Raw genomic sequence first — 15,846 nt, 5'->3', positions numbered from 1 at the left:
GACTTCTTGTCTACTGACGTTAAAGAATGTCGATATGTTCGCCGTTTAAAGCTTTGTTCATGCTTCGCACGGCACAGAATTTACCGCACATCGAGCAGGTATCTTCCTGTTCCGGCGAGCGGTCGGCGCGGATGGCTTTTGCGGTCTCCGGGTCCAGTGCACAGTCCCACTGTGCTTCCCAGTCGAGCACGCGGCGGGCGTCTCCCATCTTGTCGTCAATATCACGCGCATGCGGCACGCCTTTGGCAATGTCGGCAGCGTGTGCGGCGATTTTGCTTGCGATGATGCCCTGTTTTACATCATCCAGGTTCGGAAGAGCCAGATGCTCTGCCGGCGTTACGTAGCACAGGAAAGCAGCGCCGTTCATGGCCGCAATCGCGCCTCCGATGGCAGCGGTGATGTGGTCGTAGCCCGGTGCAATATCGGTCACAAGAGGGCCGAGGACATAGAACGGAGCGCCCATGCAGATGGTCTGCTGTACTTTCATATTGGCCGCAATCTGATCCATCGGAACGTGGCCCGGTCCCTCAACCATAACCTGAACGTCTTTTTCCCAGGCACGTTTGGTGAGTTCGCCGAGGCGCACCAGCTCCTCAATCTGGCAGACATCCGTTGCGTCGGCAAGGCAGCCAGGACGGCAGGCGTCGCCGAGAGAAATGGTCACATCGTATTCACGGCAGATATCGAGAATCTCATCGTAATACTCGTAGAACGGATTCTCCTCGCCGGTCATGCACATCCAGGCGAACACGAGGGAGCCGCCGCGGGAAACGATATTCATTTTCCGTTTGTGTTTGCGGATCTGATCGATGGTTTTTCTGGTGATGCCGCAGTGCAGGGTGACGAAATCGACACCGTCCTCGGCATGGAGGCGGATGACGTCAATAAAATCTTTGGCGGTCAGCGTATCCAGGTCTCTCTGGTAATGGATCACACTGTCATATACCGGCACGGTGCCGATCATGGCCGGACATTCGGAGGTCAGTTTCCGCCGGAACGGCTGCGTATTGCCGTGGCTCGACAGGTCCATGATGGCTTCTGCGCCCATATTGACCGCGGAGAGTACCTTCTGCATCTCCACATCGTAATCTTTACAGTCTTTCGAAACACCGAGATTTACATTGATTTTCGTGCGCAGCATCGAGCCGATGCCCTCCGGATCGATGCAGGTGTGCAGCTTATTGGCCGGAATGGCAACCTTTCCGCTGGCAACGAGCGGCATCAGGTCTTCCACGGCCATATACTCTTTTTCTGCGACTTTTTTCAGCTCCGGTGTTACAATGCCGCGGCGTGCGGCGTCCATCTGTGTTGCGTAATTGCGTTCCATCTGTTGTTCTCCTTTATTTTCAAAATCAGATCCGGTAAGCGTGGTTCAGCGGTCCCGAGGCGTGGCCGAGATCCATCATGCTCGCGAGTGCGCCCGAAATATACTCTTTTGCGGCGGAAATGGCATCCGGAAGGGAAAGCCCCTTTGCGAGCCCCGATGCGATGGCGCTGGAGAGTGTACAGCCGGTGCCGTGTGTGTTCGGATTGTCGATGCGTTTTCCGGTGAACCAGGTAAATGTGCCGTTGTGATATAAAAGATCGTTGGCATCATTGATACTGTGGCCGCCCTTTAACAGAACGGCACAGCCGCAGGAATCCCCGATCTCTTTTGCGGCGCGTTCCATATCACTTTCCGACTGGATTTTGATGCCGGAGAGAACTTCTCCCTCTGGGATATTCGGTGTGATGACTTCGGCCAGAGGAAAGAGCAGTTTTTTCATCAGGTCAGGCACGCCGCCCGAAGCGAGCGCGGAGCCGCTTGTAGCGACGAGGACCGGGTCCACAACGATGTGTTTGGCCTGGTAGAAGCGAAGCCGTTCGGAGATGACTTCGATCAGTGCCGGGGAGGATACCATACCGATTTTGACGGCGTCCGGGAAGATGTCCGTAAAGACGGCGTCAAGCTGTGCGGCCAGAAACTCCGGTGTTACATCGAAAATACCGGAAACTCCGGTGGTGTTCTGGGCGGTGAGTGCGGTAATTGCCGACATGGCGTAAACTCCGTTTGTGATCATGGTTTTGATGTCTGCCTGAATGCCGGCGCCTCCGCTGGAATCACTTCCCGCGATTGTTAATGCTGTTTTCATGTTTTTCGCGTCCATGAGAATTACTCCTTTGCATTACTTTTCTTTTTGGACAGGCGACAAAGAAAGTGGTGCCCCCAGTCTGCCGCCTGGTGTGAGGATGAATGGTTACGTAAAATTATTTGTTTTCCAGCATGCGCAGAGTCTGTTCTTTCAGATCCTTCGTTGCGGAAACAATGTCTTTCTGTGCAAAAATGGCACTGATGACGGCGATGCCGCAGATGCCGCTGCCGGAAAGCTCCGTCACGTTATCGCGTGTGATGCCGCCGATGGCGATGACAGGGATTTTAACGGCATTGCAGATAGCAGTCAGCGTTTCGTGGCTGACATCCTCCGCATCCGCCTTGGAACCGGTGTGGAAGACCGCGCCGACGCCGAGGTAATCTGCCCCGCGCTGCTCGGCGAGAATGGCCTGTTCCACGGTCTGTGCCGAAACGCCGATGATCTTGTCCGGGCCAAGCTTTGCACGGACATCGCCGGCCTCCATATCGCTCTGGCCGACATGAACGCCGTCCGCATCCATCTTAGCTGCGATTTCCACGTTATCGTTGATGACGAAAGGAACATGGTATGCGGCACAGAGTTTTTTCAGTTCCAGTGCCTCTTCCATAAAGTGATCCTGGTCAAGATTTTTTTCGCGGAGCTGGATAAACGTTGCGCCGCCCTGCAGAGCCTTTTCCACCTGGCTGTACAGTGTCTCGCCGTTCAGCCAGCTGCGGTCTGTCACAGCATATAAAAGCAGGCCTTTTTTATCGCACTTCATACTTTGCACCTTTCTCCAGCGTCTCGCCGTCCATGTGGTAGATGGCGTCGATGATGCGGTTCCGGTAGGTGGAGTTGCCGTCTTCCGGTTTCATATGGCTCCAGCCGATCTCGCCGGCAAGTCCCATCGCGCAGACAGCGGCAGCAGCGGCTTTTAACGGCTCGTCCGGGTTGGCAACGAGGTAAGCGGTCATCATGCCGGAGAGCTGGCAGCCTGTTCCGGTGATGCTTCCCATCTCGGCGCGTCCGTTGCGGATCACGTAGCAGGTGTCAGCATCGGCAACGAGGTCGATCGCTCCTGTGATGGCGACAACACAGTTGTGGTCTTTCGCAAAGTTTTTTGCAAAAGCAACGGCGCTGTCGAGGTTTTCGTCTGTTACTTTATCGGCAACGTCTGCGTCAACACCCTTTGTCGTTCCGCTTCCAAGTGCCAGTGTTTTGATTTCGGAAATATTTCCGCGGATGACGGTGAACGGGATTTTTTCCATCAGTCCGACTGCGGTCGAAGTACGTAAGTGGCTTGCGCCTGCGCCGACTGGATCGAGCAGGATTTTGTGGCCGAGCGAAGCTGCTTTTGCACCGGCACGGTACATGCCGTCGATGCTCGTTCTGTGCAGCGTTCCAATGTTGATGTTCAGACCGCCGCAGATGGAGGTGATATCCTCGACATCCTCCGGTTCATCGGACATGATCGGGCTTGCGCCGCATGCCAGCAGAATATTGGCGACATCGTTTACCGTAACGTAATTTGTGATGTTGTGTACGAGAGGGGTTGTTTTTCTGACATTGTCAAGACAAGTGCCTAACATAATTTTTTGTTCCTCCTGTGTGAGTATTTTTGCAGAAGCAAATTCCCTTGTGGTACTGGAAGAACCTGTTGATGATGTGTTCATAGAGATTAAAAAAGCAGATATACGTGGAGGTATATCTGCAGAAAATGTGCATATCGTATCTCCCTACGTTGGCATTACCCAAATCAGGTTCAGGGTCTAGGAGATGCATCCTACTCTCAGCCCGCTTCGCACGCGAGCTCCCCTTTGCTTTCTGCAGACAATTATATACGCATAAAAACAATTGTGCAAGAGAAAAACGGAAAATTTAAAAAAATTTCAGAAAAATAAAAAAGACATGCAAAATATTGGAAATGTAATGTTATTTGGGTTGAAAGAGAAAATAATATCAGCGTAAAATGAAGTATAAAATATGCGTGGAAGACGGGTGAAACGATGGAAGAACAAAGAAGCTTGAACTCTACCAGGACAGCCCGGAATACACCTTCGACCTGATCCTCGTGGACGTGCATATCGCAAAGCCGATTGATGCGGAATTACTGAAAAAGAAAATTGCAGAGTATTGCAGGTGAAAAGAAGTGCCCCTGCCCGGCATCTGATGTGTGCCGGGCAGGGGCTTTTGATGTGCGAATCTTATTTTTCTTCCTCCGGGTACGTATAGCCCCAGGTTCTGCGGAAGGAGGTCATCAGATCCATGACGTCCTTCGTGTAGTCGAGGTGCATGGCAGATGCATCTCCATTGATGGCGCGTTCCATGTCGGCGAGCTCATAGGCGAGTGCATCGGCGTTGTCACCGGCTTTGATGATTTCGGATTCGCCGGTGGAAGCGTCTGTGATTTTTGCTTCCCAGGCACGCGGGTACTCCATGATCTCGATAAATCCGTTCTCACAGGAAACCATGCCGCGTTTCGGCTGTTTGGAGTGGAGAGAGAGCATCACACTTGCCATCTGTCCTTCCTGATTGGTGAGAAGGAGGCCGGCCTGCTCGTCCACACCGGTCGGAGCGGGCTTTACCTGGGAAAGGAGCTGATCCGGCTTGGAGTCGAAGAACCAGCGGAGGAAGGAGAGTGCGTATACGCCGATATCAAGCATCGCGCCGCCTGCGAGATTCCGGTTGAAGAAGCGGTTCTTCATGTTGTACTCTTTGAAACTGCCGAAGTTCATCGTGATCAGATTGACTCTGCCGAGACGGCCGGAGTCGAGAATTTTTTTCAGCTCTTTGTAGATCGGCATATGGTAAATCGTCATTGCCTCTCCGATGATGACACCTTTTTCTTTTGCAAGCGCTATGGCCTCGTCGAGCTCGTCGCTGTTCAGCGTAATCGATTTCTCAACGAGAATGTGTTTTCCATTGGCAATCGCCTCTTTCATAAAGCCAAGATGCGTGTTGTGCGGCGTCGTGATATAAATGACATCGACCTCCGGATCGGTAAACATCTCATGGAAATCATCGTAAACTTTTCCAATTCCATATTTCTCCGCAAAAGCAGCCGCCTTCTCATGGGTCCGGTTGCCGACCGCGTAAATATTCTTTCCGTTTTTCTGCAGTGCGACCGCCATTTCATTTGCAATCACACCGCATCCGAGTACAGCCCATTTGATTTCTTTCATCGTGAGATTCTCCTATCGTATCTATTTCGCCCAGAGCGGTTCTTCGCTTCCGCTGTAGTCAAACCGTCCGTCGTTTTTCTCTTCCAGTGCTTTGATCATATGGTACGTAAATTCATTGTAAGGCGTTGGAATTCCAAGCTCTTTTCCCATGCGGATCAGCGCACCCGAGAACATATCAATTTCCGTATGGCGTCCCGCATCGAGATCCTGGAGCGTCGAGTAGCGCGCCGTCGGCGGAACCGCACTTCCGCGTCCCGAGGAGACATCCGCCTTGCTGATATCAATTCCCTTTGCCTCCGCAATCGCTATCAGTTCTGCGCGGAGTCCGTCGCTGATCGCCTTCATATGCACACTGTCGCGGTAGCAGCCGACCCCGGCACCGAGAATAGCCTGCGGCAGGTTATTGCAGACATTCAGCCGGAATTTGCTCCATATTTCCTCTAAAATACAATCGGTTGCCCGGTAATGCAGCCCTGTGCCGGAGAACAGATCCAGAACAGCCTGCACACGCTCACTGTCGTACGGAGCCGAAACTTCGCCGAAAATGATGCCGAGCGTCGCCTCAGGGTTGAAAACGTAGCCGTCATTCTCTTTATGAGAAGCTACTTTGATAACAGCATGAAGCAGATGCTCCGCACCGACTTTTTGCGCGATGATCTCCTCACTGTCCACGCCGTTCATCAGACTCATGATCACAGTATTCTCGCCGGTAACGGCAGTAATATTGTCAAGAGCCCCCGGCAGTGCGCCGTATTTGAGCGAGACGATCAGAAAATCCACGCCGTGTGCCTCTTCCGGTGTCCATACCTCCGGGTGATAAACCGTATCGTTAATTTTGCATCCTTTGTTTTTCAGACGCTTCGCCCGTTCCCCGGACGCGATAACGCCAAGCCGGATGTCCTTTTTCTCCGAAAGCCCCCAGATCACATAAGACCCAACCGCTCCGGCGCCCAGAACAGCAACTGATTTTATTTTCATAATAGCCTCCTTTGTAACTGTTTGAATTACCCTTACTATAACAAATTTTGCGGAGATCCTCAATTTGTTTTTCAAAATAGAAAATTTCGGAAAAGGAAGCCTAAATGTGTTGATGGAGCGATAAGGTAGATTGTAGAATGAAAAGAAAATGTACGAAGACAAAATCCGGACGAAAGAAGAACAGAAGGCAAAAGAAAAACAAGAGAAGAAATAAGAAACGAAGGAGAAACGAAATTCGAACATTTCTCCTTCGTTTTTTGCACGCATTTTTACCGGGAAATCATATTCTAAGGTTAGAATGAAAAAACAGGAGAATCTGTTGATGAAAGGAAAATGGCTGACAGGTGCGCTTGTACTGGCAATGGCGGCAGTGACGCTGGCGGGATGCGGGGCAAAAGATGAGACAAAAGAAAAAGTGGAGCAGGTGACATTAAATGAGGTTGCCCACTCCATTTTTTACGCCCCGCAGTATGTGGCAATTGAGGAGGGGTATTTCGCGGATGAGGGCATTGATCTGACGCTGATGACAGGATTTGGTGCAGATAAAGTGCTGACGGCGATGATTTCCGGCGAGGCGGATATCGGGTTTATGGGGGCGGAGGCAACCGTCTACGCGTACCTCGAGGGAACCGCAGACCCGGTTGTGAACTTCGCGCAGCTGACGCAGCGGGCGGGAAACTTTGTTGTGGGAAGAGAGAAAGACAATTCGTTTACCTGGGAGAAATTGAAAAACAAAGAGGTATTAGGGGGAAGAAAAGGCGGTATGCCGGAAATGGTCTTTGAGTATGTTCTGGCGCAGAAAGGGATTGATAAAAAAGACGTAAACATCAACCAGAGCATCGATTTTGGTTCCACAGCTGCCGCGTTCTCCGGCGGGCAGGGGGATTATACGATTGAATTTGAACCGTCCGCGACACTGCTCGAGCAGAAGGGCGACGGCTATGTCGTGGCATCGGTCGGAACGGAATCCGGGTATGTGCCATATACGTCGTACAGTGTCAAACAGAGTTATCTGAAAACGCACGGCGCAACCGTAGAAAAATTCACGAAGGCGCTGCAGAAGGGAATGGACTTCGTGCAGACGCACACACCGGAGGAGATTGCAGAAGTGATTGCGCCGCAGTTTGCAGAAACCGAGCTGGAAACCATCACCGCGATCGTGCGCCGCTACTATGAGCAGGATACGTGGAAAGAAAATCTGATCTTTGAGGAAGAAAGTTTTGATCTTCTGCAGGAGATTCTGGAGCAGGCGGGAGAGCTGGAGAAAAAGGCATCGTACAAGACACTCGTGACAACAAAATACGCCGAAGAGGCCGCCGCCAAAGGCTGATTCCGGCGGAATAGAAAAGCGAAAAAAGACAGAAAAAGACACTTTTCGACATTCGTCGATAAACAGCGACATTTTATTCGAAAAAAATAAAGAAAATTGTAAAAGAAAAGCAGAAAAATAGAGAAAAAGTATTGCAAAAAAGTAAATTTTGTTGCATACTATGGGTGTCGCATATGTTTTTTACAACACAGGTATACGGAGGCGAACAGACATGAAAGTAGGTTTTATAGGCGGCGGCAACATGGCGAGTGCCATGATTGGCGGAATGATCCAAAAAGGAGTTGTATCTGCAGATGACATTCTGGTATCGGTCCGCACGGAGAAAAGTGTGGAACGCTTGACCAACCAGTTTGGAGTCCAGGCGACTATGGAGAACGAAGCGGTCGTAGCCGGATCCGATCTTGTATTCCTGGCAGTAAAGCCAAACCAAATAAAAAATATAATAAACCTCGTCAAAAACTTCATCTCACCCGAGAAGATTATCGTATCGATTCTTCCCGGTAAGTCTTTACAATGGCTGGGTACAGAAATCGGAAAACCAACAAAGTTAATTCGCACCATGCCAAACACACCAGCACTCGTCGGAGAAGGAATGACCGGCGTCTGTGCCAATGATCTCGTGACGGAGGAAGAGCTGCAGCTCGTTTTAACCCTCCTGAAAAGCTTTGGCCGCGCAGAAGTTGTTCCGGAGTATCTGATGGATACCGTCACAGGTGTCAGCGGAAGCTCGCCGGCGTACGTATTTCTTTTCCTGGAGGCTCTTGCAGATGCGGCCGTAGCTGAAGGAATGCCGAGAAAACAGGCATATGAATTTGCTGCACAGTCTGTCCTTGGAAGCGCCAAAATGCTTCTCGAGACAGGAATGCACCCGGGAGAATTAAAAGACATGGTCTGCTCGCCAGGCGGAACCACCATCGAAGCGGTTGCCGTACTGGAGCGGGAGAAACTGAGAAGTGCTGTTATTGATGCAACACGAGCCTGCATCCGGAAATCAAAGGGAGTGGATTAGAAGGAGCAGCACCGCCGCTTTGACAGAATGACGCTAATGTGAAAGCAGCAAAATAAAGAATGTATGCACAAAAAAACAAACCAAAACAAGCAAAAAGCAAGCACAAAAAAGAGTAAAAAAACAAACGAGCGGAAAAATCCCGGCAGCCGTGGAAAAGGCACCGGGATTTTTTCTGGTAATTTATAGTTTTTTTCCTTTACTGAGCGTACTGTTGTGATAATCGGAAGAATAGGTTACATCCTTTCCAAACCATACCGGAGGAACAAAGGCGTTTGCGGATGCTTCGTCCGGAAACTCCACCTCTGCGAGGTAAAGGCCTTCATACGGCGCATCAAAGACATCGAGCTCGATCGTCAGATCCGTTCCGGTAAGCGGCAGCAGATAGCGTGTTTTTGAGATGAGAACGCCGTCTGCCTTTTCCCGCAGATGCAGGTAGGATTCCTTTGTGAGCGGAAGATTATACTCTTCACGCACCATCAGCCCTTTTGACTTGTAGGTCAGATAATATTCGTCGTCAGAGCGGCGGATGCGGACAACCGGTTCGGTGGAAAGATAGCCCTGCTCGATTTTTTTACATGGATAGCTTGTAAGATTTTCCGGAAGCTGATCCAGAAGGTATTTGCGTTCGATTTCCATAAAAGAGACTCCTTCTCGTGATTGCATCACTGCTTTTTTCAAGAGTTTACCATGCTTTTCCCGTGATGTTAAGCGAAATCCGGCTTTTTGCGAAAAAAGTCCTGAAATTTTTATGAAATGCAAGCATTCTGCGGAAAAATGTGGTATAATAGCGGCGGTTTGTTACAAAGAAAAGCAGAGAATATCACGTGACAAAACACACGAGACTGATCATACAACACAGGAGGACAAAACCATGGCAAAGATTTATGTATTTCTGGCAGACGGATGTGAAGAGATTGAGGCACTGACCCCGGTGGATCTGCTGCGCAGAGCCGGAGAAGACGTATGCACCGTTTCTATTATGGGAAGAAAAGAAGTAACAGGATCCCACAAAATCACCATTCTTGCAGATGAAACCATCGAAGAGGGAGAGTTTGATGACGGAGACATGCTGGTACTTCCGGGCGGAATGCCGGGTACATTAAATCTGGCCGGAAACGAGACGCTCGCAGCGCTGATCCGTTCCTATGACGATCAGGGAAAGAAACTGGCAGCCATCTGCGCAGCGCCGAGCATCCTTGGTGTGATGGGCATCTTAAAAGATAAAAACGCTGTCTGCTTCCCGGGATTTGAAGAAAAGCTGGCAGGCGCAAACGTACTCGATGTACCGGCAGTCACCGACAAAAATGTGACCACCGGCCGCGGCATGGGAGCAGCCACTGACTTCGCACTGGAGCTGATCCGTGTTCTGCAGGGAGAGGACAAAGCAAAAGAAATGGCGGAAAAAATCGTATTTCATTGCTAAAAAAAAGCCTAAAAACCACAGAAATATAAAAAAATCACTGGCGTTTTTGAAAAGAGTATGCTATACTCGATAAATGACTGTAGAATGGAGAGGTGTGCAGGTTTTCTGCCGCTTTTCAGATAAATCAAGGAGGAAATTGATAAAATGAGTGTACAGGTCGAAAATTTAGAAAAGAATATGGCCAAACTTACCATTGAGGTTCCGGCTGAAGAATTAGAGAAAGCACTGGAGAAAGCTTACCAGAAACAGAAAAAGAACATCAGCGTTCCGGGCTTCCGTAAAGGAAAAGTTCCGAGAGCTATGGTAGAAAAAATGTATGGCCCGGCAGTATTCTATGAGGATGCTGTAAACAGCCTTGTTCCGGAAGAGTATTCCAAAGCAGCAGAAGAGAGCAAACTGGACATCGTATCCCGTCCGGAGATCAACGTAGAGCAGATCGAAAAAGGCAAAGCTTTCATCTTTACCGCAACTGTAGCAGTAAAACCGGAAGTTACCCTTGGCGAGTACAAAGGTCTGGAAGTAGCAAAAGCTGACACAACCGTTACAGATGAAGAAGTAGAAGCTGAGCTGAAAAAAGAGCAGGAGAAAAATGCAAGAACCATCAATGTAGAGGATCGTCCGGCAGCAGACGGAGATACCGTTACACTTGACTTCGAAGGTTCTGTAGACGGCGTTCCGTTCGACGGCGGCGCTGGAAAAGATTATCCGCTGACCCTTGGCTCCCATTCCTTCATTCCGGGATTCGAAGAGCAGCTCGTTGGCGCAGCTCTGGAAGAGGAGAAGGAAGTAAACGTTACTTTCCCAGAGGATTATCAGGCAGAAGAGCTTGCTGGAAAAGCAGCAGTATTCAAATGCACCATCCACAAAATCGAAGCAAAAGAGCTTCCGGCACTTGATGACGACTTCGCAAAAGACGTTTCCGAGTTCGATACTCTGGATGAGTACAAAAAAGAAATCAAAGACAACCTGACCAAGAAAAAAGAAGAGCAGGCTAAGACAGAAAAAGAGAACGCTGTCGTAGATAAAGCAGTAGAGAACGCAACAATGGAGATTCCGGAAGCTATGATCGATACGCAGGTAGAGAACATGGTTGACGATTTCGCAAGAAGAATCCAGTCCCAGGGTCTGTCCATGGAGCAGTACATGCAGTTTACAGGCGCTACCGTTGATTCCTTAAAAGAGCAGATGAAACCGCAGGCTGTTAAGAGAATCGAGAGCAGACTGGTACTTGAGAAAGTTGCAGAAGCAGAGAACATCCAGATCAGCGATGAGAAGCTGGACGAAGAGCTGGCTAAAATGGCTGAAATGTACAAAATGGAGCTGGATAAATTCAAAGAGCTCGTTGGCGAATATGAGAAAGAGCAGATGAAGAAAGATCTCGCTGTTCAGGAAGCAGTAACTCTCATGGCCGACAGCGCAAAAGAGGCGTAAGACCTCGGAAAGAGAGGCAATTGAATGAGTTTTGTACCTTATGTCATCGAGCAGACAAGCAGGGGAGAGAGAAGTTACGATATTTATTCAAGACTGCTGAACGACCGTATTATTTTTCTGGGAGAGGAAGTCACTGACGTATCGGCAAACCTGATCGTTGCACAGCTTCTGTTCCTGGAGTCTGAAGATCCGGGAAAAGATATCCACATGTATATCAACAGCCCGGGAGGTTCTGTAAGCGCAGGACTTGCTATCTATGATACGATGCAGTACATCAAATGTGATGTATCCACGATCTGTATCGGTATGGCTGCCAGCATGGGAGCATTCCTTCTTGCCGGCGGTACCAAAGGAAAGAGAATGGCTCTGCCAAACTCTGAAATCATGATTCATCAGCCATCCGGCGGTGCACAGGGTCAGGCAACCGAGATCAAAATCGTTGCAGAACAGATTCTGAAAACCAAACGGAAATTAAATGAAATTCTGGCGGCAAATACAGGAAAACCGCTGGAACAGATTGAGATCGATACCGAGCGTGACAACTATATGTCCGCAGAGGAAGCAAAAGCATACGGTCTGATTGATAATGTAATTACGAACCGATAAGAGAGGAAAGGTGTCCAAAAGCGTAGTTCCGGCAATGAGGCTTTTGTGGCACCTTTTGCCTTATCCGGCGATAAGGTTTAGTTGTAATATGTTGAAAGGAAGAAAACGATGGCTATAAAAGGGAATGATACCAAGATCCGCTGCTCTTTCTGCGGAAAGACAGAAGACCAGGTACGCAAGCTGATCGCAGGCCCGGACGGGGCATACATCTGTGATGACTGCGTGGCAATCTGCTCGGAGATCATTCAGGAGGAATTTGAGGATCTGTACGGCGAGCAGGATACCGACGAGATCAACCTGATCAAACCAAAGGAAATCAAAGCATTTCTGGATGACTACGTAATCGGACAGGATGAGGCGAAAAAAGTGCTCTCCGTTGCTGTTTACAATCATTACAAACGAGTGCTTTCCGGTGCATCCTCCGACATCGAACTGCAGAAGAGCAACATTCTGATGCTCGGACCGACCGGTTCCGGAAAAACGTATCTGGCACAGACACTGGCCAAACTGATCAACGTTCCGTTTGCAATTGCAGACGCAACGGCACTCACCGAGGCAGGTTATGTCGGCGAGGACGTAGAAAACATTCTGCTCCGCCTCATTCAGGCAGCAGACTATGATATCGAGCGCGCTGAGCACGGCATCATCTACATCGATGAGATCGATAAAATCACAAGAAAATCCGAAAACGCTTCGATCACACGAGATGTTTCCGGCGAGGGTGTACAGCAGGCACTGCTGAAAATCCTGGAGGGAACTGTAGCTTCCGTTCCGCCGCAGGGCGGAAGAAAGCATCCGCATCAGGAGTTTATTCAGATTGATACGACGAATATCCTCTTTATCTGCGGCGGTGCATTCGAAGGACTCGAGAAGATCATCGAGACGAGACAGGATACGAAATCCATCGGATTCAACAATCCGATCGGCCATGCAAAAGATGAGAATGTCGGAGATCTGCTCCGTCAGGTCATGCCGCAGGATCTGACCAAGTTCGGCCTGATTCCGGAGTTTGTCGGACGTGTGCCGATTGTCGTTACGTTAAATTCTCTGGATGAGACGGCCCTGATGAAGATTCTGGTTGAGCCGAAGAATTCTCTGGTCAAACAGTACAAGAAGCTGTTTGAGCTGGACGGCGTACAGCTTGACTTTAAAGAAGATGCACTCGAAGCGATTGCAAAGAAATCCCTGGAGCGGAAAACAGGCGCCAGAGGTCTCCGCGCAATCATGGAAGATACGATGATGGATCTGATGTATGAGATCCCGTCGGACAATACGACAAAAGAATGCGTCATCACCAAGGACGCTGTAGAAAAGAAGGCGGAGCCGGAGATTATTCACGGCGAACCGGCCCCTGTTCCACGGCGGAATATGGGAAGAAGATCCGGAAGACCGGAAACCGCCTGAAAAACGCAGGAGGAAACTTAAATGGAAGAAGTGACAAAAGTATTACCGGCGATTGCGCTGCGTGGAACAACGATTTTGCCGGATATGATTGTACATTTTGATATCAGCAGACCTAAATCGGTTCGTGCGGTCGAGGAGGCGATGCTGGGAGACCAGAAAATTTTCCTGATTACACAGAAAGACCCGGATACGGAAGTACCGGGTCTGCTTGATGTGTATAAAATTGGAACAATTGCGGTCATCAAACAGGTTGTGAGAATGCCAAAGGATGTTCTTCGGATTCTCGTAGAAGCAGAAAGACGCGCAGAACTGCTGAACTTCGAGGAAGAGGAGAGCGAGTATCTCCGCGCCGAGGTGGCGCTGTTTACCGGCTCGGACGAAATGCAGTTTTCCGATATCGAGCAGGAGGCAATGCTGCGCAACTTAAAAGAGCTGTTTGCCGTCTACTGCGAGCAGACGCAGAAAGTCAGCAAGGAACTGGCAGGCCAGATCCTCGGAACCGAAGAAGTCGGAAAGCTGGTGGACCAGATCTGCATGAATCTGCCCCTCGACTACGTAAACCGCCAGAAACTGCTGGAGGCTGTGGAGCTTTCCGAGCGGTATGATACGCTCTGCGTCATGATCGCCAACGAGATTCAGATTCAGGAGATCCGTTCGGAGATTCAGGGAAAAATCAAAGAGCGGATCGATAAGAACCAGCGTGATTATATTCTGCGCGAGCAGCTTAAAGTCATCCGCGAGGAACTCGGCGAGGACAATTCCCGGACCGAGATTGAAAATTATAAGAAGCAGCTTGAGAAGCTCAAAGCCTCCAAAGAGGTAAAAGAGCGGATTTCCGAGGAGATTCACCGTCTGGAAAATTCGGCCAACAATCCGTCCGAGGCAGGCGTGATTCGCGGCTATATCGAGACACTGCTGGGGCTTCCGTGGGATAAGGCATCCCGTGACAATCAAGATCTGGCAAGAGCACGCGAGATTCTGGAGGAAGATCACTACGGTCTTTCGAAAGTAAAAGAGAGAATCCTCGAATTCCTGGCCGTACGCACCCTGACGAAGAAAGGCGAGAGCCCGATTCTCTGCCTGGCAGGCCCTCCGGGAACCGGTAAGACCTCGATTGCGAGAAGCGTGGCGCGAGCCCTGAATAAAAAATACGTCCGCATCTGTCTCGGCGGTGTGCGGGATGAGGCGGAGATCCGCGGCCACAGAAGAACCTACATCGGCGCGATGCCGGGACGCATTGCGGCGGGACTCCATCAGGCGAAGGTGAAAAATCCGTTGATGCTGCTCGACGAGATCGACAAAGTAAGTGCAGATTACAAGGGAGATACCTCTTCCGCACTTCTTGAGGTCCTCGATTCCGAGCAGAATAATAAATTTGCCGATCATTACGTAGAGCTTCCGATCGACCTTTCGGAGGTGCTCTTTATTGCAACCGCAAATGATATTCAGAACATTCCGCGTCCGTTGCTGGACCGTATGGAAGTGATTGAAATTTCAAGCTATACGGAAAACGAGAAGTTCCATATCGCAAAAGAACATCTCGTTCCGAAGCAGAAGAAGGCGAACGGTCTGAAAGAAGCACAGCTTGTGATCGAGGATGAGGCGCTGATGGAAGTGATCAGCGGCTACACCAGAGAGGCCGGTGTCCGCTCCCTGGAGCGCCAGATCGGCAGAATCTGCAGAAAGAGTGCGAGAAAGATTCTCGAGGAACAGGTAAAAGAGGTTGTTGTGACGAAAGAAAACCTGGAAGAGTTCCTCGGAAAAGAGAGGTATGAGTTCCAGCCGGCCAACGAAAAACCGGAGATTGGTATTGTGCGCGGTCTTGCCTGGACGGCAGTCGGCGGCGATACGCTGCAGATCGAGGTCAATGTGATGCCGGGAAAAGGAGAGTTTCTGCTGACCGGCCAGCTCGGCGATGTGATGAAGGAGTCTGCGCAGGCGGGCATCAGCTTTATTCGTTCCGTGGCAGAGCAGTATAAGATTCCGAAAGAATTTTTCGAGAAACACGACATCCACATTCATATTCCGGAGGGAGCCGTTCCAAAAGATGGCCCGTCTGCCGGTATTACGATGGCGACGGCGATGGTTTCCGCGATCACAAAGGTTCCGGTAAAAGCAGACGTTGCGATGACCGGAGAGATTACGCTCCGCGGCCGTGTGCTTCCGATCGGCGGCTTAAAAGAGAAGCTGCTGGCGGCAAAGAAAGCCGGTATCCATATGGTTCTCGTTCCGGAGAAAAATGAGCCGGATGTAAGAGAACTGGATGCGGAGATCACAGACGGACTGCAGATCGAATTTGTCGGCAGCATGGAACAGGTATTAAAACTGGCACTTGTGGAAAAGAAGTAAGGCCAGAAGATGCAAAAAACAGG

14 protein-coding genes and 1 riboswitch are annotated in these 15,846 nt (G+C 50.0%); of the genes, 7 read left to right on the top strand and 7 right to left on the bottom strand.

Going from position 1 to position 15,846, the window contains the following annotated elements; genetic code table 11:
• Positions 1–19: 19 nt before the first annotated feature.
• The 6 genes from thiC to DW769_RS01895 all read right to left on the bottom strand — a co-directional run bounded on the left by thiC (position 20) and on the right by DW769_RS01895 (position 6,271).
• Entirely contained in the window at positions 20–1,327 is a 1,308-nt protein-coding gene (gene thiC, locus DW769_RS01920; RefSeq protein WP_022461338.1) for a phosphomethylpyrimidine synthase ThiC, read from the bottom strand.
• Positions 1,328–1,352: 25 nt separating this feature from the next.
• The gene (gene thiD / locus DW769_RS01915) at positions 1,353–2,132 is read right to left on the bottom strand and encodes a bifunctional hydroxymethylpyrimidine kinase/phosphomethylpyrimidine kinase (protein ID WP_117509752.1); all 780 of its coding nucleotides are present in this window, start codon (positions 2,130–2,132) and stop codon (positions 1,353–1,355) included.
• Positions 2,133–2,247: 115 nt separating this feature from the next.
• Positions 2,248–2,892, bottom strand: coding sequence for a thiamine phosphate synthase (thiE, locus tag DW769_RS01910; protein ID WP_055226936.1), 645 nt, complete (start codon positions 2,890–2,892; stop codon positions 2,248–2,250).
• Positions 2,879–3,700: a hydroxyethylthiazole kinase gene (gene thiM / locus DW769_RS01905; RefSeq protein WP_022461341.1), complete on the bottom strand. Its 822-nt coding sequence runs from the start codon at positions 3,698–3,700 to the stop codon at positions 2,879–2,881. Before thiM ends, thiE begins: the two co-directional genes overlap by 14 nt.
• A gap of 126 nt (positions 3,701–3,826) precedes the next feature.
• A riboswitch (TPP riboswitch) is annotated at positions 3,827–3,938 on the bottom strand.
• A 377-nt stretch (positions 3,939–4,315) separates the two neighbouring features.
• Positions 4,316–5,293, bottom strand: coding sequence for a Gfo/Idh/MocA family protein (locus DW769_RS01900; RefSeq protein WP_055219831.1), 978 nt, complete (start codon positions 5,291–5,293; stop codon positions 4,316–4,318).
• Positions 5,294–5,314: 21 nt separating this feature from the next.
• Positions 5,315–6,271 carry a ketopantoate reductase family protein gene (locus DW769_RS01895; protein ID WP_117509627.1) on the bottom strand — a complete coding sequence of 319 codons (957 nt, stop codon included), beginning with the start codon at positions 6,269–6,271 and terminating at the stop codon, positions 5,315–5,317.
• Between the two features lie 322 nt (positions 6,272–6,593).
• On the opposite strand from DW769_RS01895, the gene DW769_RS01890 reads away from it, so the two are divergent.
• Together DW769_RS01890 and proC are read left to right on the top strand one after the other, a co-directional pair.
• Complete coding sequence (locus tag DW769_RS01890; protein ID WP_117509626.1) at positions 6,594–7,601, top strand: ABC transporter substrate-binding protein; 1,008 nt, start codon at positions 6,594–6,596, stop codon at positions 7,599–7,601.
• A 211-nt stretch (positions 7,602–7,812) separates the two neighbouring features.
• Positions 7,813–8,610: a pyrroline-5-carboxylate reductase gene (gene proC / locus DW769_RS01885; RefSeq protein ID WP_118749893.1), complete on the top strand. Its 798-nt coding sequence runs from the start codon at positions 7,813–7,815 to the stop codon at positions 8,608–8,610.
• Between the two features lie 180 nt (positions 8,611–8,790).
• On the opposite strand, the gene DW769_RS01880 is transcribed toward proC, so the two are convergent.
• Positions 8,791–9,246: a CYTH domain-containing protein gene (locus DW769_RS01880; protein ID WP_022461346.1), complete on the bottom strand. Its 456-nt coding sequence runs from the start codon at positions 9,244–9,246 to the stop codon at positions 8,791–8,793.
• A gap of 235 nt (positions 9,247–9,481) precedes the next feature.
• Here DW769_RS01880 and DW769_RS01875 point away from each other — a divergent pair, with 235 nt between their 5' ends.
• From DW769_RS01875 to lon, 5 genes are all read left to right on the top strand, one after another.
• Complete coding sequence (locus DW769_RS01875; RefSeq protein ID WP_055219893.1) at positions 9,482–10,033, top strand: DJ-1 family glyoxalase III; 552 nt, start codon at positions 9,482–9,484, stop codon at positions 10,031–10,033.
• A gap of 144 nt (positions 10,034–10,177) precedes the next feature.
• Complete coding sequence (gene tig / locus DW769_RS01870) at positions 10,178–11,464, top strand: trigger factor (protein ID WP_022461348.1); 1,287 nt, start codon at positions 10,178–10,180, stop codon at positions 11,462–11,464.
• A gap of 24 nt (positions 11,465–11,488) precedes the next feature.
• Positions 11,489–12,070 (top strand): ATP-dependent Clp endopeptidase proteolytic subunit ClpP, encoded by a 582-nt coding sequence (gene clpP, locus DW769_RS01865; RefSeq protein WP_022461349.1) that lies wholly within the window; start codon positions 11,489–11,491, stop codon positions 12,068–12,070.
• Positions 12,071–12,178: 108 nt separating this feature from the next.
• Positions 12,179–13,474, top strand: a complete 1,296-nt coding sequence (clpX, locus tag DW769_RS01860) for an ATP-dependent Clp protease ATP-binding subunit ClpX (RefSeq protein ID WP_117509624.1) — start codon at positions 12,179–12,181, stop codon at positions 13,472–13,474.
• Between the two features lie 21 nt (positions 13,475–13,495).
• Positions 13,496–15,823 carry an endopeptidase La gene (gene lon, locus DW769_RS01855; protein ID WP_055265745.1) on the top strand — a complete coding sequence of 776 codons (2,328 nt, stop codon included), beginning with the start codon at positions 13,496–13,498 and terminating at the stop codon, positions 15,821–15,823.
• The last annotated feature ends 23 nt before the right edge of the window (positions 15,824–15,846 follow it).

It is taken from the genome of Blautia sp. AM29-29 (assembly GCF_003480555.1).
Taxonomy (GTDB): Bacteria; Bacillota; Clostridia; order Lachnospirales; family Lachnospiraceae; genus Fusicatenibacter; species Fusicatenibacter saccharivorans.
The sequence above is the reverse complement of the archived record's forward strand: the minus strand, read 5'-3'. Positions and strand labels throughout refer to the sequence as shown.